This is a genomic window from Gordonia soli NBRC 108243, from assembly GCF_000334455.1.
Classification (GTDB): domain Bacteria; phylum Actinomycetota; class Actinomycetes; order Mycobacteriales; family Mycobacteriaceae; genus Gordonia; species Gordonia soli.
The window spans coordinates 164071-188770 of the sequence record NZ_BANX01000003.1 but is presented as its reverse complement, the minus strand read 5'-3'; the positions used below and the strand labels follow the sequence as shown (position 1 = coordinate 188770).

Annotated in this window: 19 protein-coding genes; 12 read left to right on the top strand and 7 right to left on the bottom strand. The window is 68.4% G+C overall.

Annotated elements, in window-relative coordinates; translation table 11 throughout:
* Positions 1–41: 41 nt before the first annotated feature.
* The 4 genes from GS4_RS02670 to GS4_RS02655 all read left to right on the top strand — a co-directional run bounded on the left by GS4_RS02670 (position 42) and on the right by GS4_RS02655 (position 5969).
* Positions 42–737, top strand: coding sequence for a YcnI family protein (locus tag GS4_RS02670; RefSeq protein ID WP_007617205.1), 696 nt, complete (start codon positions 42–44; stop codon positions 735–737).
* Entirely contained in the window at positions 734–2410 is a 1677-nt protein-coding gene (locus tag GS4_RS02665; protein WP_007617204.1) for a copper resistance CopC/CopD family protein, read from the top strand. The genes GS4_RS02670 and GS4_RS02665 overlap by 4 nt, the downstream gene beginning before the upstream one ends.
* A 95-nt stretch (positions 2411–2505) precedes the next feature.
* A complete protein-coding gene (gene secA, locus GS4_RS02660) occupies positions 2506–5349 on the top strand; it encodes a preprotein translocase subunit SecA (RefSeq protein WP_007617203.1) in 2844 nt (947 codons plus the stop codon).
* 65 nt (positions 5350–5414) lie between these two features.
* Entirely contained in the window at positions 5415–5969 is a 555-nt protein-coding gene (locus GS4_RS02655; protein WP_007617202.1) for an Rv3235 family protein, read from the top strand.
* Here GS4_RS02655 and GS4_RS02650 read toward each other — a convergent pair.
* Positions 5956–7041, bottom strand: a complete 1086-nt coding sequence (locus GS4_RS02650; protein WP_007617201.1) for a 2,3-butanediol dehydrogenase — start codon at positions 7039–7041, stop codon at positions 5956–5958. The two genes, GS4_RS02655 and GS4_RS02650, sit on opposite strands and share 14 nt — an antisense overlap.
* A gap of 293 nt (positions 7042–7334) precedes the next feature.
* Between GS4_RS02650 and GS4_RS02645 the strand changes: the two genes are divergently transcribed.
* The 6 genes from GS4_RS02645 to GS4_RS02620 all read left to right on the top strand — a co-directional run bounded on the left by GS4_RS02645 (position 7335) and on the right by GS4_RS02620 (position 14620).
* Positions 7335–8750, top strand: coding sequence for a wax ester/triacylglycerol synthase family O-acyltransferase (locus tag GS4_RS02645; RefSeq protein ID WP_007617187.1), 1416 nt, complete (start codon positions 7335–7337; stop codon positions 8748–8750).
* Positions 8751–8833: 83 nt separating this feature from the next.
* Entirely contained in the window at positions 8834–9397 is a 564-nt protein-coding gene (locus GS4_RS02640; protein ID WP_007617186.1) for a DUF6912 family protein, read from the top strand.
* 123 nt (positions 9398–9520) lie between these two features.
* Entirely contained in the window at positions 9521–10636 is a 1116-nt protein-coding gene (locus tag GS4_RS02635) for a ferredoxin reductase (protein WP_007617185.1), read from the top strand.
* 81 nt (positions 10637–10717) lie between these two features.
* Complete coding sequence (locus GS4_RS02630) at positions 10718–11857, top strand: GNAT family N-acetyltransferase (protein WP_007617184.1); 1140 nt, start codon at positions 10718–10720, stop codon at positions 11855–11857.
* A 134-nt stretch (positions 11858–11991) separates the two neighbouring features.
* The gene (locus GS4_RS02625) at positions 11992–13344 is read left to right on the top strand and encodes a fatty acid desaturase family protein (RefSeq protein WP_007617183.1); all 1353 of its coding nucleotides are present in this window, start codon (positions 11992–11994) and stop codon (positions 13342–13344) included.
* 58 nt (positions 13345–13402) lie between these two features.
* Positions 13403–14620 (top strand): fatty acid desaturase family protein, encoded by a 1218-nt coding sequence (locus GS4_RS02620; RefSeq protein WP_007617182.1) that lies wholly within the window; start codon positions 13403–13405, stop codon positions 14618–14620.
* 43 nt (positions 14621–14663) lie between these two features.
* Here GS4_RS02620 and GS4_RS02615 read toward each other — a convergent pair whose 3' ends face one another.
* Entirely contained in the window at positions 14664–15707 is a 1044-nt protein-coding gene (locus tag GS4_RS02615) for a Gfo/Idh/MocA family oxidoreductase (RefSeq protein WP_007617181.1), read from the bottom strand.
* A gap of 244 nt (positions 15708–15951) precedes the next feature.
* On the opposite strand from GS4_RS02615, the gene GS4_RS02610 reads away from it, so the two are divergent.
* Positions 15952–16989, top strand: a complete 1038-nt coding sequence (locus GS4_RS02610) for a LacI family DNA-binding transcriptional regulator (RefSeq protein WP_007617180.1) — start codon at positions 15952–15954, stop codon at positions 16987–16989.
* Positions 16990–17019: 30 nt separating this feature from the next.
* On the top strand, positions 17020–18036 hold the full coding sequence (locus GS4_RS02605) for a Gfo/Idh/MocA family oxidoreductase (protein WP_007617179.1): 1017 nt from the start codon (positions 17020–17022) through the stop codon (positions 18034–18036).
* Positions 18037–18125: 89 nt separating this feature from the next.
* Here GS4_RS02605 and GS4_RS02600 read toward each other — a convergent pair whose 3' ends face one another.
* The 5 genes from GS4_RS02600 to iolD form a co-directional block, all read right to left on the bottom strand.
* On the bottom strand, positions 18126–19676 hold the full coding sequence (locus tag GS4_RS02600; protein WP_007617178.1) for a CoA-acylating methylmalonate-semialdehyde dehydrogenase: 1551 nt from the start codon (positions 19674–19676) through the stop codon (positions 18126–18128).
* A gap of 70 nt (positions 19677–19746) precedes the next feature.
* Positions 19747–20622, bottom strand: coding sequence for a sugar phosphate isomerase/epimerase family protein (locus tag GS4_RS02595; RefSeq protein WP_007617177.1), 876 nt, complete (start codon positions 20620–20622; stop codon positions 19747–19749).
* Positions 20623–20624: 2 nt separating this feature from the next.
* Positions 20625–21683, bottom strand: a complete 1059-nt coding sequence (locus tag GS4_RS02590) for a Gfo/Idh/MocA family protein (RefSeq protein WP_007617176.1) — start codon at positions 21681–21683, stop codon at positions 20625–20627.
* A gap of 78 nt (positions 21684–21761) precedes the next feature.
* Positions 21762–22667: a sugar phosphate isomerase/epimerase family protein gene (locus tag GS4_RS02585; protein WP_007617175.1), complete on the bottom strand. Its 906-nt coding sequence runs from the start codon at positions 22665–22667 to the stop codon at positions 21762–21764.
* On the bottom strand, positions 22667–24688 hold the full coding sequence (gene iolD / locus GS4_RS02580) for a 3D-(3,5/4)-trihydroxycyclohexane-1,2-dione acylhydrolase (decyclizing) (RefSeq protein WP_007617173.1): 2022 nt from the start codon (positions 24686–24688) through the stop codon (positions 22667–22669). Before iolD ends, GS4_RS02585 begins: the two co-directional genes overlap by 1 nt.
* Between the last annotated feature and the right edge of the window lie 12 nt (positions 24689–24700).

Genomic DNA, 24700 nt, shown 5'->3' with positions numbered 1-24700 from the left:
CCGACATCCACCCGACCGCCCGCCTCCTGGGGGAGAAGACCATGCTTACCAATCGATCTCGGCGCACCGCGACGGTGCTCGCCATCGCTGTCCTGAGTGCGCCCCTGGCGCCGGCCGCCGTCGCGGCCGCGCACGTCACCGCAACTGCCGACGTCACCACCCGTGGAAAGGTCGCCCAGGTGACCCTGCGCGTGCCGACCGAGTCGGACACGGCGTCGACGACCGCGCTGTCGGTCCGGCTGCCGGCCGACCACCCACTCGCATTCGTCGCCCCGGAGCCGACGCCCGGTTGGCGGATCGAGGTCACCAAGGGCAAGCCGGTGGCACCGGTACACGGCAACCACGGCGCGACCGTCGACGAGGCGGTCACCGCGATCCGCTGGGTCGCCACCGCGGGCGGCATCCCTCCCGGGCAGTTCGGACGGTTCACTTTCCTGGCCGGGCCACTGCCCGAGGCGGATTCGTTGTCACTGCCGACCGTGCAGACCTACTCCGACGGCAAGGACGTCGACTGGGTGCAGGTCGCCTCCGGCGGAGCGGAGCCCGAGTATCCGGCACCGACACTGGAACTCACCGCTGCGGACACGACCGATACCGGTGCGGCCGATGTCGACGGCGGCTCGGACACGCTGGCGGTCACCGCTGTGGTGCTGTCCGCCGTCGCGGTGGTCATCGCGCTCGCGGCGGCCGTGGTGCCGAGGCTCCTCGGACGCCGGGGGAACACCCCGACCCCATGACGGCTCGCCCGACCGCCGTATCGCATCCTGGGCGTGCGCGCCCGATCATCGCCGCGAGTGGGCTTCTGATCCTGGGCCTGTCCATCGTCGCGGTCGCACTCTCGACGGCCCTCGCGGCACCCGCATCCGCGCACGCCTACATCCTGACCACGTCGCCGGCCAACGGTGCGACCGTGCAGCGGTCGCCCACGGAGATCGTGGTCACCCTCTCCGAACCGGTGTCGTTGGGTACCCAGTCGACCCCGGATGTCATCGGTCTCGACGACGGCCGTTCGGTCGCGACCGGGCGGGTCAGGGTCGAGGGACCGCGGGTGATCATCGGCGTCCGGCCGGATCTGCCCGACGGCGTCTACCTCGCGAGCTGGCGGGTCATCAGTGCTGACACCCATGCGGTCGCGGGTGCGGTGCAGTTCGGTGTGAGGGTGCCCGCATCGGCGGCCCCGGCCGGAGGCGTGACGGGTGGCGAGTCGGCCCCGGTGGTCGGTGAGGCGATCGTGAAGGCACTGGCATACGCCGTGTTGGTCGCGCTGGTCGGTATCCCGCTGGCCGCGTCGACGTTCCTCGGCGCCGCGGCGGTCGCACGGGCCGCGGCCCGGCGAAGGGTGCGCTGTGCGGTGGTGGCGGCCTTCGCGGTGGGGGTCGGGGCCGCGGCCGGGCAGTGGGCGGTGCTGGGGTCGACGGGTGTCGATGTCGCCGGCGGTCGATCCGGGACACTCATCGGTATCCGTGTCCTTGCGCTCGCCGGTGTCGTCACCGCGCTGGTGCTCGGTGGTCGGGCCGCGGTGGCCCTCACGGCTGGGGCCGGGCTGGTGGCGATCGCGGCCACGACCGGCGTCGGGCACGGCGGCGCCGGGTCTATCGCACAGTGGCTGTGGACGGTCCTGCACGCGTCGTCGGCCGTCTACTGGCTGGGTGGACTCGTGGTCCTCGCGGCGGTCGGCCTCCGTTCCCGACTGTCCCTCGCGCAGATGCGCGGCCTGCGCCGGTGGTCGTTCTGGGCGGCGGTGGCCGTCGCGATCCTGATCGTGAGCGGGATCGCGCGAGCCGTCGACACCGTCGGCGCGCCGGCTGCGCTGTTCGACACCGGTTACGGTCGGCTGCTCCTGGTGAAGGTCGCGGCCGTGCTCGTCGCCCTCGCGATCGCCGCGCTCGCGCTCCGCTGGAGCGCGGCTGCCCGACACACCGACGAAGGCCGCCCCGAACCGGGGGCGACAGCGCGACTCCGCCGGCGTGTACGGGTCGAACTCGCCGTGACGACTGTCGCATTGCTGGCCGCGGTGGTGTTGTCCAACATCGCACCGGCGACCGCGACCTGGCGTCCGGTGTCGGAGTCCGAGGTCGACGCCGGGCCGTACCGCTTGTCGGTACGGGTCGATCCGGCCCGGCCCGGACCACAACAGTTCACCCTGCGGGTCCGCCCCACCGATGCCGAGGCCGTCACCCCGGCACAGGTCGCCGGGGTGCTCGCCGACACCGACGGCGGGGTCGGCGGCCTGGTCGTCGACTTCCCGACGCGGGCCACCGAACCATCGGGACCAGGGCAGACGCCGGTGGTCGTACTACACAGCACAGCCACCACCGTGCCGACGACGGGCCGCTGGCGGCTGCAGGTGACCGTCGTCGTCGACCGCTGGCGGCAATACGTCGGCGCCGTCGACTACGACGTGCGGTAGCGAACCAGGTCGGCCGCGTGGGGTGCCCACCCGCGACCGCTACCATGGACGCTGACCTGCGCACCCGCGAGACCAGATTTGAGGGACATCCACCAGTGCTGAACAAGCTCCTGCGCGTCGGTGAAGGCCGCATGGTGAAGCGTCTCGACGCGATCGCCTCCCACGTCGAGGCCCTGTCCGACGACGTCGAGTCGCTGACCGATGCCGAGTTGCGCGCCAAGACCGACGAGTTCAAAGAGCGTTACGCCGACGGGGCCTCGCTCGACGAACTCCTGCCCGAGGCGTTCGCCGTGGCCCGTGAGGCCGCCTGGCGCGTGCTCGAGCAGAAGCACTTCCACGTCCAGATCATGGGCGGCGCGGCACTCCACTTCGGCAACATCGCCGAGATGAAGACCGGTGAGGGCAAGACCCTGACCTGTGTGCTGCCCGCGTACCTGAACGCGATCTCCGGTGACGGCGTGCACGTCGTCACCGTGAACGACTACCTCGCCAAGCGTGACTCGGAGTGGATGGGCCGCGTCCACCGCTTCTTGGGGCTCGAGACCGCCGTGATCCTCACCGGCATGACGCCCGACCAGCGTCGCGAGGCCTACGCAGCCGACATCACCTACGGCACCAACAACGAGTTCGGCTTCGACTACCTGCGCGACAACATGGCGCACTCCCTCGAGGAGCTCGTCCAGCGCGGTCACAACTTCGCCATCGTCGACGAGGTCGACTCGATCCTCATCGACGAGGCCCGCACGCCGCTGATCATCTCCGGGCCGGCCGACTCCTCGAGCAAGTGGTACGCGGAGTTCGCGCGCATCGCGCCGCTCCTCGAGAAGGACACGCACTACGAGGTCGACATCAAGAAGAAGACCATCGGCGTGCACGAGGCCGGTGTCGAGCTGGTCGAGGACCGTCTGGGCATCGACAACCTGTACGAGGCCGAGAACTCGCCGTTGGTCAGCTATCTGAACAACGCGATCAAGGTCAAGGAACTCTTCCATCGCGACAAGGACTACATCGTCCGCAACGGTGACGTCATGATCGTCGACGAGTTCACCGGTCGCGTGCTCGAGGGGCGTCGGTTCAACGAGGGGTTGCATCAGGCGATCGAGGCCAAGGAACGCGTCGAGATCAAGGCCGAGAACCAGACGCTGGCGACGATCACGCTGCAGAACTACTTCCGCATGTACGACAAGCTGGCCGGTATGACCGGTACGGCCGAGACCGAGGCCGCCGAGTTCGACCAGATCTACAAGCTCGGCGTGCTGCCGATCCCGACGAACAAGCCGATGGTCCGCAAGGATCAGACCGATCTGATCTACAAGACCGAAGAGGCGAAGTTCGACGCGGTCGTCGACGACATCACCGAGCGTCATGAGCTGGGGCAGCCGGTCCTGATCGGTACCACCAGCGTCGAGCGGTCGGAGTACCTGTCCCGGCAGCTGGCCAAGCGCGACATCCCGCACAGCGTGCTGAACGCCAAGTTCCACGAGCAGGAAGCGCAGATCATCGCCGAGGCCGGGCGTTCGGGCGCGGTCACGGTGGCCACCAACATGGCCGGTCGTGGTACCGACGTCGTGCTCGGCGGCAACGCCGACGTCATCGCCGACACCCGTCTGCGCAAGGCCGGACTCGATCCGGTCAACACTCCCGACCAGTACGAGGAGGCGTGGCCGGAGGCGATCGAGATCGCTCGCGCCGACGCCGAGGAAGAAGCCGAGGCCGTCAAGGCGGCCGGCGGTCTCTACGTGCTCGGCACCGAGCGGCACGAGTCGCGTCGTATCGACAACCAGCTCCGCGGCCGCTCCGGCCGACAGGGCGACCCGGGCGAGTCGCGCTTCTACCTCTCGCTGGGTGACGAGCTCATGCGGCGCTTCAACGGTGCGGCGCTCGAGTCGATCATGAACCGCGTCAACCTGCCCGACGACGTCCCCATCGAGGCGAAGATGGTCACCAAGGCCATCCGCAGCGCTCAGACGCAGGTCGAGCAGCAGAACTTCGAGGTGCGCAAGAACGTCCTCAAGTACGACGAGGTGATGAACGAGCAGCGCAAGGTCATCTACGGCGAGCGCCGCGAGATCCTCGAGGGCGAGGACCATGCGCAGCAGGTCAGGAAGATGATCGACGACGTCATCGGCGCCTATGTCGAGGGCGCGACCGCCGAGGGATACGCGGAGGACTGGGATCTCGACCAGCTCTGGACCGCGGTCAAGTCGCTGTACCCGCTCCAGCTCGACCCGAAGGACGTCGTCGGGGAGAACGAGTTCGGTGAGCGCGACGACATCGACGCCGAAGAACTCAAGGAGGTCCTCACCGAGGACGCCCACAAGGCCTACGACGCGCGCGAGACCGAGATCGAGTCGATCGCCGGTGAGGGCGCGATGCGTCAGCTGGAGCGCACGATCCTGCTGAGCGTGCTCGATCGCAAGTGGCGTGATCACCTCTACGAGATGGACTACCTGCGTGAAGGCATCCACCTGCGGTCGATGGCCCAGCGTGACCCGGTGGTCGAGTATCAGCGTGAGGGCTTCGACATGTTCTCCGGCATGCTCGAGGGCCTGAAGGAAGAGACCCTCGGGTTCCTCTACAACGTCCAGGTGCAGACCGAGCAGGCCGAGCCGTCTCAGCCGGCGGCCCGACCGTCGGCGCCGCTCGGAGCGCCGGAACCGGCCCTCGCGGGTGCCGGCGTCCCGGGCAACGGGGCCGGGGCGGCGAATCAGCAGGATGTACCGGCCGCGCTGCGCGGGGCCGGGGGTGCTCAGCAGGACGTGCCGATGACCTACTCCGGCCCGGCCGAAGGTGGCGGGACCGAGGTGCACTCGGCCGAGGAGGAACTCGAGGATCCGGCCCTGGTGTCGGCGAGCCGCCGGGAGCGGCGAGCAGCAGCGCGGGCGAACACGCGGTCCAGCGGCGCCAAGCCGCCGAAGTCCAAGAAAAAGCGTCGCTGACCGGATCTTCTCGGCGAGTGTGATCCGATGCGGAACCGGAACGCCCCGGTCCGCGTCGGATCGTCATGGAGACACCTCGAGTCCTGATACGTCCGGCCCCGCCGTACGAGCACGAGTCGCTCGTCCCGGACATCGACGGTCGGGCTCCGGCCGTGGTGGGACCGCCCCGTCCGACCGATCTCGCGTTGCCGGCGCGCCCGGTCTATCCGTCTGCGTCCGCGGTGGCGGCGGCACACGTGGATGCCCGACGTTTCGCGATGCGGGCCGTCACCCTGATCGGTGAGGCGCTCGACCATCGCCGCGGAGTCGGTCAACTCGACTCGGTGCTGGCGCCCGCCCTGCGCGATCAGTTGGGTCTCATGGTCCGGACGGGCAGCACCCGGCCACCGGGGGCCGACTCGGCATCCACCGTCCGGCGGGTCCACATCCAGATGTGCGGCCGCGAGTGTGCGGAGATCTTCGGCAGCTACTCGCGGGCCGGTCGGGTGCAGGCGTTCGCCGGTCGGGTCGAGCGGCTGGCCTGCCGGGTACGACCGACCCCGGTGGCCGGCACGGCTCGGTACGCCGGTTCCACCGTTGTCGAGAACCAGTGGCGCGTCACCGCTTTCAGCCTTCGGTGAGACCGGCCCCTGACGGTGAGACCAGGATCTTCACGGCCGTCTCGTTGCGGTGGATCAACGTCTCGAATCCTTCGTCGATCAGATGATCGAGGCCGATGCGTCCGGTGATGAACGGCGCGAGGTCGACCCGTCCCTCCTCGACGAGGGCGATCGCCTCGGGATGACTGTTGACGTACGCGATCGTGCCCCGCAGGTCGATCTCCTTGAGCACGATCTTCTGCATGTCCAGCGTCGCTGGATGGCCCCAGATGGACACCACCACGATGACGGCGGTGGGCCGCACCGCATCGACCAGGGTGTCGAGTGCGGGCTGTACCGAGGTGCACTCGAAGCCCACGTGCGCACCTCGACCGTCGGTGAGGTCGCGGACCCTCGCGACGGCGTCCTCGGTGGTCGGGTCGACCACGTGCTCGGTGACGCCGGAGTCGATGGCCTTCTGCCTGCGCAGTGAACTCGGTTCGCTGATCACCGTGGTGATCCCGCGCGCCCGGCACACCGCCGCGGTCAGCAGGCCGATCGGTCCGGCGCCGGTGATCAGTGCGACGTCGCCGGCCGTCGCGCCGCTGCGCTCGACGGCGTGCACACCGACGGCCAGCGGCTCGATGAGTGCGGCCTGGTCGAGCGGGACGGAATCGGCGATCCGGTGCACCCAGCGCCGGCGCACGACGATGCGCTCGCCGAGACCGCCGCCCCGACCACCGAGTCCGATGAAGTTCATGTCGGGGGAGAGGTGGTAGTCGTGGCTCTGCGGGCCGGTGTCGACGTCGTCGCGGATGATGTACGGCTCGACCACGACGTGATCGCCGACCGCGAGATCGTCGACGCCTGCGCCGACCGCGTAGACCGTCCCCGACATCTCATGACCGAGTGTGATGGGGGCGCTCTCGCCGCTGATCGGCTGGGGATGCCCCTCCGGCGGTACGAAGATCGGCCCCTCGGCGTATTCGTGCAGGTCGGTGCCGCAGATGCCGCACCACGCGACGTCGATGCCGACCGCGCCGGGCAGGAGCTCGGGTTCGTCGATCTGCTCGATCCGGATGTCACCACGGTCGTGGTAGCGGGCGGCGCGCATCTGAACTCCTCGGGGTGAGACAACCGGTGTGCTGCCCCGACCTCACCTCGTCGGCGATGCTGCGGGCAACGGTTGCACCCGGTTGCACCTGCGTCCCGTCGGCACCGGAGGTCGGGTGAGCCGTGGTAGCCGCGTCGGGTCCCCTGTCCGGGATCCTGCTGACGGGAATCTGCAGTAGGGATCCTGCCGCCGGGATCCCGCCGACTTCCGACTCGCTCGGCCGAGGCCGGGACCGCGGGGCGGGACAACCCTTAGGATCAGCGGGTGATCACGGCGTCGGATCGGGGACCGCGATGGTGAGCCGTCTGTCGCCGCGGGACGCGATGTTCTACTTTCTCGACGAGGGCGGCTCGAGCACGCAACTCGGTGCGCTGCTGATCATCCCGGCCACCGACGACCGTCGACGACTCGACTACCCGCGGCTGGTGTCGCTGGTGGAGAACCGGCTGCAGACGATGCCGCGTTACCGCCAGATCGTGCGGCAGGTCACGCTCGGGCTGGCCCGTCCGGTGTGGGCCGACGACCCCGACTTCGACATCAACTTCCACATCCGGAGGTCGGGACTGCCCCGCCCCGGTGGCATCGAGCAGTTGCAGGACCTCATCGCGCGGGTCATGGCCCGCCCGCTGGACCGGACCCGTCCGCTCTGGGAGATGTACCTGATCGAGGGGTTGGCCGATGGCACGATGGCCATCCTGACCAAGTCGCACCGATGCCTGGTCGGCGGATCGGGATCGCCGGAGATCAGCGAGGTGATCTGCGACGAGTCGCCGGACACCGCAGCGCTGCCGGAAGATCTGTGGATGCCGGGCGCCGTTCCCGGTGGCGCGCAACTCGCGCTGGGCGCGCTCGCCGAGGCGCTGTCGCGGCCGGGGGATCTGGTCGACTCATTGGTGTCGGGCAACGGGCCCGTCGCGGACCTCCGGGCCACCGCGGGCGCAACCGCGCGCCGGGTCGGTTCGGTGGTCCAGCAGCTCACCGACTCCGCGCCGTCGAGTCCGCTCAACAACGCGACCACCTCCAGTCGCATGTTCACGGTCGCGACCGTGCCCACCGACGTGTGCGACCGGATCGCGTCGGCGCACGGTTTCTCCCGAACCGACGTCGTGCTGGCTCTCCTCACCGGTGCGATGCGTCGATGGCTGATGTCTTTCGGCGACGCGGTCTCAGGCGTCGAGACCGTTCGGGTCGTACTCCCGTTGTCGGCGCAGGACCCCATGGTCGATCCCGACCCGGACAGTCCCCGACGCTGGGTGATCGTCGGCACGCCCGGTTTCGTCACTGATCTGCCGGTGGGTGAGGACAACCCGACCGTGCGCCTCGCGCAGGTCGCCGAACTTGCGCAGCGCCACTCGCAGTCGTCCCGGCGGGTGTCGCTCGGGCTGCGCCCGCTGTTGCCTGAACTCGGTGTCGTGCCATTCGCCGAGATCAGTTCGCGCGCCTTCTCCACGCTCGATCGCCGCAGCTACAACGTCCCGGTCACGATGGGGACCGGACCGGTCGGGCCGCGCTTCGTCTGTGGGCTACCGGTCGCCGAGATCTACGCCGTGCCCGCTCTTCTCGCGCAGCGCGCACTGGCCGTGACCATCGTCGACCACGGCGGACGCCTGCAGTTCGCCTTTCTCGCCGACCGCGGGGTGCTCAGTGACCTGCCGGCCATGGCGGAGTACGTGACAGAGTCCCTCGACGAGCTCGTCACCGAGGACTGAGACACGAGCCGGGCGACGCGGACGACTAGTGTTGGCGCGGACCGGACGGACGCGAGTCCGCCCCCGCGACGGGATGAGGTGCGATGAGGATTTTCCTGCCGGCGACACTGGCGATGCTGGTGGAGCTCGACCGGACCGGTGAGTTCACGCCGGTCGGCGGCACCGCGTTCGCGTTGACCCCAGCGCTGCGCGAGTCCTTTCGAGCGGGAGACGACGAGGAGTTGGCCGAGTACGCGCTGCGTGAGGCGGCACGTGCCTCGCTGCGCCTGCTGGCCGCGGAACACGATGGTGCTGCAGACGGGAGCGCGGGGGACGACGGTGCCGCAGTTGAGGGTGCGGCAGTTGAGGGTGCCGCGGCGCTTCCGCCGCGCCGGGCCGTGGTCGCCGCCGACGTCGGCGAGGTCACCCTCCGACCCGATCTCGACGACGCCGTCGTGAAAATCAGCGGCGTCGTACCGGTCGGGGCGATCGCCGCAGTGCATGTGGACGGAGCCGCGGCCGAGCCTGCCGTCCGAGCAGCGGTCGCGGTGATCGACGCCGCGGACCTCGGTGACCAGGATGCGGAACTCGCGCTCGGGGACGCCGACGACCACGACCTCGGCTGGTATGCCACACAGGAGGTTCCGTTCCTGCTCGAACTGCTCTGACCCTGTCCGGCTCGAACTGCCCCGGGATGACCCCCACGCTCAGAATCCCGTAACCTACGGATGCGTAGGTTACGGCTCGTCCCCGAGGCGAGGCGAGGCGAGGAGCGGAGAGGCGGGTACACCGTGGGGTGGCGCGAACGTTTCGAGGAACCGGTGGTCGACGTCGCGGCCCGCAGTCGGGGAGCGCGCTGGGCCCGAGCGGCATTCGCGCGGATCACGACCCCGTTGCTGCCCGACGACTACTTGAGCCTGGCCAATCCGTTGTGGTCGGCGCGCGAGCTGCGCGGGCGCATCGAGTCGGTGATCCGTGAGACCGAGGACACCGCCACCATCCGGATCCGACCCGGCTGGGGGTTCTCGCTGGAGTACAACCCAGGGCAGTATGTCGGCATCGGTGTTCTCATGGACGGGCGCTGGACCTGGCGGTCGTACTCGCTGACGTCGGTACCGGACTCCTCGGTGGCCGACAAGACGATCGCGATCACGGTCAAGGCGATGCCGGAGGGATTCCTGTCCTCGCACCTGGTCAACGGGCTGACGCCGGGCACCGTGGTGCGGCTGGCCGCACCCCGGGGAGAGTTCGTACTGCCCGACCCGCTGCCGACGTCGATCCTGTTCGTGACTGCGGGCAGTGGTATCACGCCGATCATCTCCATGCTGCGCACGATCCGACACCGCAAGCAGCACACCGACATCCGAGTCGTCCATTCGACGCCGACCGAGTCCGACCTGCTGTTCGCCGACGAGCTCGCCGAGATGGCCGAGGACGGCCTGATCGATCTGCACGTCCAGTACACGCGGTCGGCGGGCAAACTCGACGCGCAGTCGCTGGGTGCGCTGTGCCCCGACTGGGCCGAGCGTCAGACGTGGGCGTGCGGACCGTCGGGATTCCTCGGCGTGCTCGACGAGATGTGGGCCGGAGCGGGACGATCCGACCATCTGCACATCGAACGTTTCGCGCTGGAGCGCGGTGCCGTCGGCGCCCAGGGTGGCACCATCACCTTCGGTCGGACGGGCAAGACCGCGACCGTGGACGGTGCCACATCGGTGCTCGATGCGGGGGAGGACGCCGGCGTGCTCATGCCGTTCGGCTGCCGGATGGGCATCTGCCAGAGCTGTGTCGTCATGGTGGAGAAGGGGTGTGTCCGCGATCTGCGCTCCGGCGTGGAACACGTGGAGGGTGAACGGGTTCAGACCTGCATCAGCGTCGCCGCCGGCGACTGCACCCTCGACGTCTGACCGCACACCGGGGACACTCGACCGGTGGACCCCGCCGTGAATCCCCCGCCCCGATGACCCCGCCCCGATGACCCCGCCCCGATGACCCCGCCGACAGTGTGGCCCGACGTGGTTCCCGTGCTCACCGACGGGACGGTGACCCTGCGCGCACATCGAACCGAGGACATTCCCGGGATCGTCGAGATGGCCCGTGATCCGGAGTCGTTGCGCTGGACGTCGATGCCGACGCCCTACGGTCCCGGCGATGCAGAGGGCTTCGTCCGCACGGTGGTTCAGCGGGGCTGGGACGAGGGCACCGCTCAGGGGTGGGCCATCGAACACGAGGGTGAGTTCGCGGGCAACCTCGACCTGCGCGGGTCGCCGCCGGCGTCCGAGATCGGCTACATACTGCATCCGGCCCATCGAGGCCGCGGTGTGATGGGACGAGCCGTCGACGTCGCCCTGGATCACGCCTTCGGCGCGGGTGGCTTCTCCGTGATCACGTGGCGGGCACCCGAGGGAAATGTGGCGAGCCTGCGAGTCGCTCATTCTCGCGGGTTCCGGCTGACGGCCGCGGTGGCAGACGGCATCGAGTTACGCGACGGTCTCAGCGATGCCTGGTACGGCTCGATTCACGCGGGCGATCTGCGGCGGCCACGCACGACCTGGCACTCGTCGGACATCGACCTCGAACGGCTCCGGCTACGGCCGGTCCAGGAGTCCGACGACCAGCGCATCCGCGAGACGCTCGACGACCCACGGTCATCTCGACGGAGTGCACCGCTGCGATCGTCGCCGTCGGGTATCGGCGACGCGGCGCGCGACCGGCACCACAGGTGGTGGACCGCCGCCCGGGGCGAGACTTGGTCATGGGTGGTCGCCGATCGCGACTCCGATGTCTATCTCGCCGACATCGCACTCGTCGGCATCGACGATGTGACCGGCACCGAGATCGCGTTCGGTGTTCATCCGGACGCTCACGGTCGGCGCATCCTGCCCGAGGTCATCCCGGAGGTCGTCCGCGCGGCCGTCGACTCACTGGGGGTGCGCAGGCTGACCATGTTCGCGGCGGAGAGTGACCACGACGGCATCGAGGCCGCCGAGAGCGCGGGCTTCCGCATCTGTGGTGTCCAGCGGCGGGCTGCTCCTGTCTCGCACGGCTTCGAGGATCTGATCGGCTACGACTTGCTGCGCAGTGACATCCGGCAGGAGCCCGTGAACGGTGGCGGCTCGGGAGTCTGACACGCCTGCGACGTGGGCTGGCTCACACTCGGGCGGTCGGTTCCGGCGAGCGCTGGACAGGGCGGTCGACCCTTACCTACGCTGGCGTAGGTTACGGAAACGTAGGCGTATCCAAGCCGGCGAAGGGACGACCAATGGCGATCACCGACATCCCCGAATACGCGCATCTCACGGACGCCGACATCGCAGAACTCGGTGCCGAACTCGACCGCATCCGCGCCGATGTCGAGGCCGACCGCGGCGAGCGCGATGCCCGCTACATCCGCAACACCATCCGATTCCAGCGCACCCTCGAACTGAGCGGTCGTGCGCTGATCTTCGGCTCGCGTAAGCGGTCGATGTGGTGGGCGGGCGCGACTGCCCTGGGCGTCGCCAAGATCATCGAGAACATGGAGCTCGGGCACAACGTGATGCACGGGCAGTGGGATTGGATGAACGATCCCGAGGTGCACTCGACCACCTGGGAGTGGGACAACACCGACCCGTCGGCGCACTGGAAGCACACCCACAACTACATCCATCACAAGTACACCAACGTGCTGGGCATGGACGACGACGTGGGCTACGGCCTGCTCCGGGTGACGCGCGACCAGCGGTGGCAGCCCTTCTACCTCGGCAATCTCGCGTACAACACCGTGCTCGCACTCCTCTTCGAGTACGGCGTCGCCGCGCAACACCTCGAGCTGGGCAAGAAGCGTCGGACGCCGGAGGCCAAGGCAGAGTTCCGTCGCAACCTCGCCGACGTCGGCAAGAAGGTCGGCAAGCAGGTCGCCAAGGACTACCTCGTGTATCCGGGTGTGGTGGCCGCGACCACCGGTCGCGGCGCCGGAATCGGTCACGCGTACCGCAAGGCGGCCACGGCCAACGTGATGGCCAACGTGATCCGCAACCTGTGGACCAACGCCGTCATCTTCTGCGGCCACTTCCCGGACGGCGCGGAGAAGTTCACCAAGCAGGACGTGGACAGCGAGACGCAGGCCGAATGGTACCTGCGACAGATGTTGGGCAGCGCGAACTTTCACGCGGGACCGGTCATGGGGTTCATGAGCGGCAACCTGTCGTACCAGATCGAGCACCACATCTTCCCGGACCTGCCGAGCAACCGCCTGCCGGAGATCGCCGTGCGGGTGCAGGCGCTGTGCGAGAAGTACGACCTGCCGTACACGACGGGCTCGCTGCCGGTGCAGTACGCCAAATCGTGGCGGACCATCGCCAAGCTGTCGCTCCCGGACAAGTACCTGACGGCGACCGTCGACGACGCACCCGAGACCTCGTCGGAGCGTCGTTTCAAGCAGGGCCTGCCCGACGGACAGCGCCTGACGTCGGTGCTCGATCCGCAGACCGGCGCACGTCGGGGCCTGCGGTCGGCGCTGGAAACCGTCCGTGGCCGGCGCGGCCTGGCCGGGCTGCTCCGACGACGCGGCAGCCGACCGATGCGACGTGCGACGGCGACGGCCCCCGCACAGATCCGACGCGACGCGGCCTGACGGTCGGACCTGATCCGCGCGTGGTCGGATCAGGGGGCTCCAGGCATAATGAGTGGCAATGGCGATTACCGACATCAACACGTACGCGCATCTCACCGATGCCGACGTCGAGGCCCTGGGGGCCGAGCTCGACGCGCTGCGGCGTGAGGTCGAGGCAGACCGTGGCGACCGGGACGTCCGGTATCTGCGACGGACCATCCTCGCGCACCGGGCACTCGAGGTCGTCGGTCGCGTCGCGCTGCTCGGCAGTCACAAACGCTCGCTGTGGCTGCTCGGTACCGGGGCTCTCTCGCTCTCGAAGATCATCGAGAACATGGAGCTGGGCCACAATGTGATGCACGGCCAGTGGGATTGGATGAACGACCCCGAGGTCCACTCCACGACGTGGGAGTGGGACATGGTGTGCGCGTCCCCCCATTGGAAGCACTCGCACAACTACATCCATCACAAGTACACCAACGTCGTCGGCATGGACCACGACGTGGGCTACAAGATCCTGCGCGTCACCCGGGACGAACCGTGGGAGCCGCGCCGGCTGGCTCAGCCGCTGTTCAACGTGCTCCTCGCGGCCACCTTCGAATGGGGTATCGCCCTGCACGACCTCGAGCTCAAGGAGGTCATCGGCGGGACGAAGCCGAAGGAGGTGGCGATCCCGCAGATCAAGGAGTTCGTCCGCAAGGCGGCTCGCCAGATGGGCAAGGACTACCTCCTGTACCCGGCGCTGACCGGCCCCAACTTCGGGCACACGCTCACCGCGAACCTCACCGCCAACCTGGTACGAAACCTCTGGGCCTATGTCGTCATCTTCTGCGGCCACTTCCCGGACGGCGCCGAGAAGTTCACCGAGGAGACCCTGGAGGGCGAGACCCCCGGCCAGTGGTATCTCCGACAGATGTTGGGTACGGCCAACTTCCGCGCCGGTCCCGCCATGGCCTTCCTCAGCGGCAACCTGTGCTACCAGATCGAGCATCACGTCTTCCCCGATCTGCCCAGCAACCGCTATGCCGAGATCGGCGACCGCATCCGCGCGCTGTGCGAGAAGTACGACCTCCCGTACACGACCGGTTCGCTGTTCACCCAGTACGTGCAGTCGCTGCGGACCATCAACAAGCTGGCCCTACCCGATCGCTTCCTCCGCGACACCGCGGACGATGCACCCGAGACGGCGTCAGAGCGCCGCTTCGCCGGCCGCGTCCCGGCCCGCGGCCTCAAGACCGCACTCGCCGAGCTCCGACGCGAACGTCGGAATCGCCGGCGTCAGAAGGCGATTCGGTAGCAGTAGTTCCCGGAATCCGGGAACTACTGCTACAAAACCGGTCTCAGACGGCGACGACCGACTCGGTCTCGACACTTCGGACGGCGGCCAGGGCGATGCTGAGGGCCCGGCGCGCGTCGGTGCCGTCGACGACGGCCGCTGTGCCGGTGCGGACCGCGTCGACGAAGGCGGTCAGCTCGCCGAGGTAGGCGTCGTGCAGCAGGTCGGTGTCCCGGCGCGCGGTGTCGATGCCCACGCCCTCGGGCCCGTGGTAGGTCATGTCGGTGCTGCGCCCGTTGCCCGCGGTCACCATCCCGCCGGAACCGAAAGCCTCACCGCGGACGTCATATCCGTACATTGCCGAGAAGCTGGCATCCGCGGTGGCGATGGCGCCGTTGTCGTAGCGGATGGTCACCACGGCGGTGTCGAGGTGGCCGGTGGCCGCGGCATCGGGCCGGATGAGGGCACCTGCGAACGCGTGCACCGACACCGGTTCGGCACCGGGGTTGAGGAAGGAGAGGGTGTCGAAATCGTGGATCAGGGTCTCCAGGAAGATCGTCCACTGGGGGATGCGGGCCGGGTCACCGGCGAACGGGCCGGGATCGCGGGTGAGTGACCGGAGCAGCTGAGGGGTACCGATCCGGCCGTCGTCGATGGCGCGACGTGCGGCGGCGAAGCCCGGTGCGAATCGACGATTGAACCCGACCTGCAGGACGACACCGGCATCGTGCGCTGCGGCGATCGCCCGATCGGCGTCGTCCAGGGTGACCGCCATCGGCTTCTCGCAGAACACATGCTTGCCTGCGGCGGCCGCGGCGCAGACCAGATCGGTGTGGCTGCGGGCCGGTGCGGTGATGAGCACGGCATCGACCTCCGGGTGGGCCAGCACCTCGTCGATCGACGTGGTGGCCACCTGTGCACCGACCTCGGCGGCGAGGCGTGCGGCTGCACCGTCGACAGGGTCGGCGACCGCGAACAGTCGGGCACCGGGGATCAGGCGCGCAACGAGACTCGCGTGATTGGTGCCGATGCGTCCGGCGCCGATGGTGGCGACACGGACCGGTCCATTCGATGTCCGACGGGGCGATGCCCAAGCTGGGGCGCTCATGAGTTCTCCTGGGGTGACGCCGTGCGCTGGGAGGTGAGCACTCGACGAGATGGAACAGCGGGTGATCTGGAACGTTCTAGTCGATACTGGCCGAAGGGTGCCGGAGTCGGTCCGAAAGTGTGACGATCGAGCAATCATCTAGTACGTTCTAGTCCGGACGGTAGCCCGAGCCGCCCTCACCGGTCAAGCACCCACCCGGCTGGTCGGGCACCGCCCCACACCGGCCATACCCGAAGGAGATCCGATGCCGCAGGCACCTCGCAAGCGTCCGACGCTGGTGGATGTCGCGGCTGCGGCGGGGGTCTCGAAGGCGTTGGTGTCCATCGTGATGCGTGGCGTACCCGGCGCGAGCGACGAGACACGTGCGCGGGTGTTCCGCATCGCCGACGAGCTCGGCTACGTACCCGATCAGCGTGCCCGAAAGCTGCGACAGTCCTCGTCAGGGCTGCTCGGTGTCACCTTCGAGCTACGCGAACCGTTCCACGGCGATCTCGTCGAGGAGTTGTACAGCGCCGCAGCCGACGCCGGCTTCGACCTCGTCATCTCCGCCGTCGCCCCGTCCCGATCGGAACGCGCGGCCATCGAGGCCCTGATGCGCGAGCGCGTGGAGGGGGTGATCATGGTCGGTCCGCGCGCCGGCGAGGACGTCGTCGCCGGGTGGACCGCCCAGTTCCCGATCACCGTGGTCGCTCGCGAGATACGCACGCCGACGGTCGGTTCCGTCCGCGGTGACGATGCGGCCGGCGTCGAGCTGGCGGTGGACCACCTGGTCGCGCTCGGACACGCCGACATCGCACATGTCGACGGTGGCGACGCCCCCGGCGCCGACGACCGTCGCGATGGCTTCCGAGCGGCCATGGCCCGACATCGCAAGAAGGGGCGTGCCCGTGTCGTCCCCGGCGGGCTGCACCATGCCGACGGTGCGCAGGCTATGCGCGCGATCCTGGATTCGGGCCGAGTACCGACCGCGGTCGTGGCATTCAACGACGAGTGTGCGGGCGGAGTCGTCGACACACTGATTCGAGCGGGTTTCTCGGTGCCGACGGACATCTCGGTCGTCGGTTACGACGACGCACGGCTCGCGACGCGGATGGCGGAGCCACTCACCACCGTGGCGCAGGATGCGGCAGCGTTCGCAGCGCACGCGGTCGCCGGTCTGGTGACGATGCTCGGCGGCGGTACGCCACCCCGCGTCGTCGAGTCGCCGCATCTCGTCGTCCGCGCCACCACCGCACCCCCGACACCGCGCATCCCCGACAGCCGCACGAACCACACCCGCTGACCACATGGTCATGAAAACGAGGAGAACCGAATGAGACTGGGATTGGCCGGCTACGGAGTCGGTGGACGCTGGTTCCACGCCCCCTACATCCAGGCGGTCGAAGCCATCGAACTCGCCGGCGTCGTCACCCGTGACCCGGGTCGCAAGAAGCTGGTCGCCGAAGAACTGCCCGGCGTCCCGGTCGTCGACTCGCTGTCCGAGCTGATCGACCTCGGCGTCGATGCCGTCACCCTGACGACACCACCGGAGACGCGTCGCGAGCTCGTGCTCGAGGCCGTCGGTCGCGGAGTCCACGTGATCGCCGACAAGCCGTTCGCGCCCGATGCAGCGGCCGGTCGGGAACTGGTCGATGCGGCCGCGCGAGCGGGGGTGTTGCTCAGCGTGTTCCAGAACCGACGGTGGGACAGCGATCTGCTGACCGTGCAGGGTGTGCTCCCCGAGCTGGGCGAGATCTGGCGTGTCGAGTCACGATTCGACCTGGACGAGCTCGGCACCCTGGAGGCCGGCCCCTCCGGCGGACTGCTGCGCGATCTCGGTGCACATCTCGTCGACCAGGTACTCACCCTGTTCGGACCGGCTGCGCGTGTCAGCGCACATCTGGATTGGGTCGACCAGGCCGAGGGGCGCACCGACTGCGGCTTCATCGTGTCGGTGTGGCATCGCAACGGCGTGCATTCGACCGTCAGCGCAAGCAAGATCAATCACGTCGCCGCCCGTCAGTGGCGGGTCTACGGCTCGGCGGGAAGCTACATCAGCGACGGCACCGACACCCAGACGCGACTGATCCTCGACGGTGTCCGTCCTGCCGACGATCCGGCCACGTGGGGCTACGAGCTGCCCGAACGCCTGGGCACCCTGTCCACCGCGGAGGGGAGCCGGACCGTGCCGTCGGCGCAGGGACGCTATCAGGACTTCTACGCACGATTCGCCGCCGCGGTGGACGACGGTGCGCCACAGCCGGTTCCCGCGTCCGAAGCAGTCGCGACGATCGAGGTCCTCGACGCCGCGCGACGCAGTGATGCCGACGGCGTCACCGTGCAACTCTGACCTGGACGCACAGACGAACTCCCCGTCACCGAGATCACCGGTGGCGGGGAGTCCGTGTGTGGACCCAAGAGCGTCGGGTGCGCGACCTCTCAGGCGTTCTGGGGGAAGCCGAGGTTGATGCCGCCGTTGGCGCCGGGAGCGGAGCGCGCGGGCCCGAGGTTGTTGCCGCTGGGGTCGAGCCAGCGGCTGGTGATGGCTTTGCCGCGGGTGAAGAAGTTGACTCCTTCGGTGCCGTGGGCGTGGCTGTCGCCGAAGAGGGAGGCTTTCCAGCCGCCGAAGCTGTAGTAGGCCATGGGGACGGGGATGGGGACGTTGATGCCGACCATGCCGACTTCGACTTCGTTCTGGAAGCGTCGGGCTGCGCCGCCGTCGTTGGTGAAGATGGCGGTGCCGTTGCCGTAGGGGTTGGAGTTGATGAGTTCGAGGGCTTGGTCGTAGGTGTCGACGCGGATGACCGACAGGACGGGTCCGAAGATCTCGTCGGTGTAGATGCTCATGTCGGTGGTGACGTTGTCGATGAGGGTGGGGCCCAGCCAGAATCCGTCGGTGAGGTCGGTTCCGGTGTCGCCGTTGTAGGCGGTCACGGTGCGGCCGTCGACGACGATGGTGGCGCCGTCGGCTTCGCCGGCGTCGACGTAGGAAGCGACCTTGTCGCGGTGGGCTCGGGTGACCAGGGGGCCCATGTCGGAGTCGGTGGTGCCGTCGCCGGTCTTGAGTGGTGTGGTGCGTTCGGCGATCTTGGCGACCAGTTCGTCGGCGATGTCGCCGACGGCGACGAGTGCGGAGATGGCCATGCAGCGTTCGCCTGCGGAGCCGAATCCGGCGTTGACCATGGCGTCGGCGGCCAGGTCGAGGTCGGCGTCGGGCAACACGATGGCGTGGTTCTTGGCCCCGCCCAGGGCCTGGACGCGTTTGCCGTTGGCGGTGCCGGTGGCGTAGACGTACTGGGCGATCGGGGTCGATCCGACGAAGCTGACCGATTTGATCGAGCGGTTCTCCAGGAGTTCGTCGACGGCGGTCTTGTCGCCGTGGAGGACGTTGAACACGCCGTCGGGCAGGCCCGCTTCGCGCCAGAGTTCGGCCAGCCACAGCGAGGCCGAGGGATCTTTCTCCGAGGGCTTGAGCACGACGGTGTTGCCTGCCGCGATGGCGACGGGGAAGAACCACATCGGGACCATGGCGGGGAAGTTGAACGGGCTGATGATCGCGACCGGGCCCAGGGGTTGGCGGATGGAGAACACGTCGACCTTGGTCGAGGCGTTCTCGGTGAAGCCGCCCTTGAGCAGATGCGGTATACCGCAGGCGAACTCGACGACTTCTTGACCGCGGCTGACCTCGCCGAGGGCGTCGGAGACGACCTTGCCGTGTTCGGAGGTGATGATCTGGGCCAGTTCGCCCTTGCGCTCGTTGAGCAGTTCACGGAAGCGGAACAAGATCGCGGTGCGTTTGGCCAGGCTGGTGTCGCGCCAGGCGGGGAACGCGGTCGCGGCGGCGTCGATGACCGCGCGGGCGTCCTCGACGTTGGCCAACGCGACCTCACCGGTGACCGCGCCGGTGGCCGGGTTGGTGATCGGGGCGGTCGCGCCGCTGGTACCGGGGAAGGACTTGTTGTTGACCCAATGGGTCACAGAAGCAGACATGAAAGAACTCCAGTGGTGTACGGGTGGTGTCTCGGTGGTGGTGGGCCGCTGGGCCAGGGGTGAGAGGGGGTCAGCGGCGGTTCTTGGTGACGTAGTCGGTCATGGTCTGCAGCTGGTACCGCGAGACCTCCTGCGCGTTCTCGTTCTCGGCGAACACGCTCGACACCATCACGGTGTCGTCGCGGTCGTAGAAACCGATCTCGCCGAGCGTGCCGAAGAACTCGTCCCAGTCGACGTCTCCGTCACCGATCTTGAGGTGCTGGTGGACGCGGACCGCGTTGCCGGGCGGATTGGTGATGTACCGCAATCCGTGTGAGGCATGGTGATCCATGGTGTCGGCGACGTGCACCAGCCGGAGCATGTCACCGGCGGTGGTCATGATCTCGCGCATGTTCCCGCCCATGTGGAACGAGTGACAAGCGACGTAGACGAGGCCGAAGTTCTTCGAGTTGATGCCACGGATCATCCGGATCGCGGCCAGGCCGTCCTCGACGAAATCGTCGGGGTGCGGATCGATCCGGACGTCGATGCCCTCGCGCTCGATGATCGGCACGAGCTCTTCCATCGACCGGTAGAACGCCCGCTCGGACTCCTCGGCCTTCTCCGGCCGACCCGAGAACTCCGTGTTCATCACGTTGACGCCGAGATCGACGGTGATCTGGATGGCGCGCTTCCAGTAGCGGACCGCTGCCTCGCGCGCATCTTCGTCGGGTCCGGACCAGCGCAGGACCGGCAACACCGAGGCGACGCCGACGCCGGCATCGGCGCACGCCTTGCGGAACTTCGACACCAGGTCGTCGTCGGCTTTGGGGTGGTTGAAGAACGGGATCATGTCCACGTGCGGCGTCAACTGCAGGTACTCGTACCCGAGATCGGCGACCACGCGCGGCAGTTCGAGCAGCGAGTGACTGTGGTGGAACGGGGTGGGATCGAGTGCGACCTTCATGCTCAGGCTCCCGGGATGCTCGACCGCGAGACCATGTCGACGGTCTCGGCCTTGCCCGACTCCAGTGACTTCACGCCCGCAGCACACACCGCCGCGGCGGCGTAGCCGTCCCAGGCGCCCGGCCCGTCGACGTTGTCGCCGCGGCGCACCGCGTTGACCCAGCGCTGGATCTCGTTGTCGTAGGCATCGCCGAAGCGCTCCACGAACGACGGCGTGATGTCGCCGCCCCAGATCCCCGCGACCTTGCGGCCGTCGCCCGATGCCTGCTGGGCCGGGTTGCGGTGCTTGCGGACGAGGCCCTGGTCGAGACCGATGAACGCCGATCCCAGTTCGCCGACGACCTCGGTGCGGACCTCGTAGGCGACCCCGGTGGTCACGAAGACCTCGGTGTCGACGTGCCGACCGGACTCGGTGGTGAACAGTGCGATCTGCGGGTCCTGGAGGCCCTCGGGAGCACCGGGATTCGCCGACGGCTTGATGATCTGGACCGTGGTGATCTCCTCGTCGAAGAGGAAGCGGGTCACGTCGACCTCGTGCACGAGCGAGTCCTTGACGATCATCGAGGAGTCGAAGCTCGGCGGGACGGCCGGGTTGCGGTGCACGCAGTGCGCCACCAGGATCTGCCCGAAGACGCCGTCGTCGATGAAGCCCTTGAGCTGCTCGTACTCCCGGTCGAATCGACGCATGAAGCCGACCTGGATCAGCTTGCGGCCCAGTTCTGCCTCGCGCTTGACGATCTCGAGGGACGTGGCGACGTCGGTGGTCAACGGCTTCTCGCACATGACGGGCTTGTTGTGCTCGAGGCAGGCCAGAAGCTGCTTCTCGTGCGTGGGGCCGGGAGTGGCCAGGATGACCGCGTCGACCTCCGGGTCGGCGATCGCGTCGAGCGGATCGTTGATGACACGGGACCCGGGGATGGTGGCGGCCAGGGCCTCTGCCTTCTCCGGGAAGTAGTCGTTGAGCACGGTGACGACCGCGCCCTTGGTGCGCTCGGTGATACGGGCGACGTGGTCGGCGCCCATCATGCCGACGCCGAGGACGGCGATGCGAAGTTCGGTCATGGTGTCACTCCTATGGTGATGCCGGCGGGAGCCGGGAGTGGGTCGGGAAACGTTGTGTCTCGTTGGCGGACCGCGGCGTCAGCTGAACCGCACGGCGGGGATGCCGCAGGAGCCGAGGTACTTCCGGGTGCGCTGTGCGATGGGAAGCGGCGCGTCGACGGCGCAGGGGTACATGTCCTGCTCGACGATCGCGAAGATGTCGGTGCCCAACTCGGCGACCGCGTTCAGCAGCGGCGGCATCTCCGGGATGCCCAGCGGCGGCTCGGTCATCGCGCCGAGGCGGACGGCCTCACCGAACGGCAGGTCGTCGGCCTCGACCTTGGCGCGCACCTCGACGTTGACCTGCTTGAGGTGCAGGTAACCGATGCGCTCCGGGTGCTTGGCGATGATCGCGAGGTTGTCGCCACCGCAGTAGCTCACGTGACCGGTGTCCAGGCAGAGGTTGACGAACTCCGGATCGGTGTTCTCCAGGAAGCGGTAGATGTGCTCCTCGGTGTCGACATGGCTGTCGGCGTGCGGGTGGTATTGCGCACGGACGCCGTACTTCTCGAACATCGCCTTGCCGAGCTCGTTCATGCCGGTGGTCTTGGCGCGCCACTGGTCGTCGGTGAGCTCGCGCGGCTCGAGCACCGCACCCGTGGCGGGGTCGCGCCACATCTCGGGGATGACGACGACGTGCTTGCCGCCGACCGCCGCGGTCAATCTGGCGACGTCCTCGATCTGGGTCCAGACCGCGTCCCACGAGTTGTCCTGGTGCAGATGCTCGAAGACGGTGCCCGCGGACAGCTTCAGCCCGCGCTCGCCGAGTTCGGCGAGCAACTGCTCGGGATCGGTGGGCAGGTAACCGTAGGGGCCCAGCTCGATCCACTCGTAGCCGGACTGCGCGACCTCGTCCAGGAAGCGGGTGTACGGGGTCTGCTGGGGATCCTCGGGGAACCACACGCCCCAGGAGTCGGGTGCGGAACCAACGCGGATGGTGGACATCAGTTTTCCTCTTCGGTGGTGGAGACGGACTTCGGGGCGGATGTGGGCGACAGGTACGGCCGCTGCACGGCCTTCCACTGCTCGTAGGTGGCGTAGGCCTCCTGGGTGGACTGCAGCGTCGAGGTCTCCGACACCGGGACGTCCCACCAGGACTCGCTGTCGGGGGCGCCGATCAGCGGGTCGGTCTCCACATGGATCACCGTGGTGCGGTCGGCGGCCTTGGCCACCTTGATGGCGTCGGCGAACTCCGCGGCCGTGGTGGTGCGGATGACGTCGGCGCCCAGTGATGCCGCGTTGGCGGCGAGGTCGACCGGCAGCACCGTGCCGTCGAGCCGACCGTCGTCGCCGCGGTAGCGGTAGTCGGTGCCGAAACGCTGCGAACCGAGCGACTCCGACAGCGATCCGATCGAGGCGAAGCCGTGGTTCTGGACCAGGACCACGATGACCTTCAGGTTCTCCTGGACCGCGGTGACGAGTTCGGTGGCCATCATCAGGTACGAACCATCGCCGACCATGACGAACACGTCGCGGTCCGGGCAGGCCATCTTGACGCCGAGACCGCCGGCCACCTCGTAACCCATGCAGGAGTACCCGTACTCGACGTGATAGCCCTTGGAATCACGGGTGCGCCAGAGCTTGTGGAGGTCGCCGGGCATCGAACCCGCGGCGCAGACCACCACGTCTCGAGGGTCGGAGATCTCGTTGACCAGACCGATGACCTCGTTCTGGGTGAGGGCCTCCGCGCCGGTCGCGACGTTGGTGCCGGTCGTGCCGGGGGCATAGACCGACTCGACGGTGGCGTCCCACTCCGCGGCCAGATCGGCGACCCGCTGCCGGTAGTCGGCAGAGACCGTGTGATCGGCGAGCAACTCGTCCAGCGCGTCGATGGCCTCCCGGGCGTCGGCGACGACGCTGTAGGCACTGTGCTTGAGCGAGTCGAGCGACGCGACGTTGATGTTCACGAACCGCACATCGTCGCCGGTGAAGGCGGTGCGTGAGGCGGTGGTGAAATCGCTGAAGCGCGTGCCGATGCCGATCACGACGTCTGCCTCGGCCGCCAGGGTGTTCGCGGCGGTGGTGCCGGTGGACCCGATGGCGCCCGCCGACTGCGGCGAGTCGTAGGGGAGCGACCCCTTGCCGGCCTGGCTCTGCCCGACCGGGATACCGGTGCGGGAGGTGAAGTGCGCCAGGGCTTCGGTGGCACCGCTGTAGTGCACGCCGCCGCCGGCGACGATCAGCGGACGCTTGGCCGAACGGATGATCTCGGCGGCCTCGGCGATGACCCGACGCTCGGGGAGGGGGCGCGCGACGTGCCAGGTGCGCTCGGCGAACAGCGCGACCGGCCAGTCGTGGGCCTGCGCCTGAACGTCCTGCGGGATGGCGACGGTGACGGCACCGGTCTCGACCGGATCGGTCAGCACGCGCATGGCGCCGAGGAGGGCTGCGGGCAACTGCTCCGGACGCCACACGCGATCGAAGAAGCGCGACAACGGCTTGAAGGCGTCGTTGACGGTGACGTCACCCGACGACGGCAACTCGAGTTCCTGCAGCACCGGTGCCGATGCGCGGGTGGCGAAGGTGTCGGCGGGCAGCAGTAGGACCGGCAACCGGTTGATGGTGGCCAGGGCTGCTCCGGTGAGCATGTTGGTCGCGCCGGGGCCGACCGACGCGGTGACCGCCCAGGCCTGGAGGCGGTCCTTCATCCGCGCGAACGCGGCGGCCGAATGCACCATCGCCTGCTCGTTGCGCCCGAGCACGTATTGCAGGGACTGCTCGCGGCCGTTGTCGATGTCGTCGATCTCGTTCTGCAGCAACGCCTGACCGAGTCCGGCGACATTGCCGTGGCCGAAGATGCCGAAGCAGCCGGCGAAGAACTTGGTGCGTTCGCCGTCGCGCTCGACGTACTGGTTGGCCAGGAACCGCACGGTCGCCTGGGCCACGGTCAGACGGACCGTGGACTCATCGTGGGGCGCACGGATGCCGGTGATGCCGCCGGCGCGTCCGGAGTTGATCGGTGCCACGATTGCTTCTCT

What these genes read in the sequence shown, in the direction of transcription:
- GS4_RS02645 (WP_007617187.1), top strand. Translation starts at nt 7,335, where the DNA reads ATGGTGAGCCGTCTGTCGCCGCGGGACGCGATGTTCTACTTTCTCGAC.
- GS4_RS02625 (WP_007617183.1), top strand. Translation starts at nt 11,992, where the DNA reads ATGGCGATCACCGACATCCCCGAATACGCGCATCTCACGGACGCCGAC.
- GS4_RS02595 (WP_007617177.1), bottom strand. Translation starts at nt 20,622, where the DNA reads ATGAAGGTCGCACTCGATCCCACCCCGTTCCACCACAGTCACTCGCTG.
- GS4_RS02620 (WP_007617182.1), top strand. Translation starts at nt 13,403, where the DNA reads ATGGCGATTACCGACATCAACACGTACGCGCATCTCACCGATGCCGAC.
- GS4_RS02665 (WP_007617204.1), top strand. Translation starts at nt 734, where the DNA reads ATGACGGCTCGCCCGACCGCCGTATCGCATCCTGGGCGTGCGCGCCCG.
- GS4_RS02640 (WP_007617186.1), top strand. Translation starts at nt 8,834, where the DNA reads ATGAGGATTTTCCTGCCGGCGACACTGGCGATGCTGGTGGAGCTCGAC.
- GS4_RS02605 (WP_007617179.1), top strand. Translation starts at nt 17,020, where the DNA reads ATGAGACTGGGATTGGCCGGCTACGGAGTCGGTGGACGCTGGTTCCAC.
- GS4_RS02585 (WP_007617175.1), bottom strand. Translation starts at nt 22,667, where the DNA reads ATGTCCACCATCCGCGTTGGTTCCGCACCCGACTCCTGGGGCGTGTGG.
- GS4_RS02600 (WP_007617178.1), bottom strand. Translation starts at nt 19,676, where the DNA reads ATGTCTGCTTCTGTGACCCATTGGGTCAACAACAAGTCCTTCCCCGGT.
- GS4_RS02670 (WP_007617205.1), top strand. Translation starts at nt 42, where the DNA reads ATGCTTACCAATCGATCTCGGCGCACCGCGACGGTGCTCGCCATCGCT.
- GS4_RS02610 (WP_007617180.1), top strand. Translation starts at nt 15,952, where the DNA reads ATGCCGCAGGCACCTCGCAAGCGTCCGACGCTGGTGGATGTCGCGGCT.
- GS4_RS02590 (WP_007617176.1), bottom strand. Translation starts at nt 21,683, where the DNA reads ATGACCGAACTTCGCATCGCCGTCCTCGGCGTCGGCATGATGGGCGCC.
- GS4_RS02630 (WP_007617184.1), top strand. Translation starts at nt 10,718, where the DNA reads ATGACCCCGCCGACAGTGTGGCCCGACGTGGTTCCCGTGCTCACCGAC.
- GS4_RS02615 (WP_007617181.1), bottom strand. Translation starts at nt 15,707, where the DNA reads ATGAGCGCCCCAGCTTGGGCATCGCCCCGTCGGACATCGAATGGACCG.
- GS4_RS02655 (WP_007617202.1), top strand. Translation starts at nt 5,415, where the DNA reads ATGGAGACACCTCGAGTCCTGATACGTCCGGCCCCGCCGTACGAGCAC.
- GS4_RS02650 (WP_007617201.1), bottom strand. Translation starts at nt 7,041, where the DNA reads ATGCGCGCCGCCCGCTACCACGACCGTGGTGACATCCGGATCGAGCAG.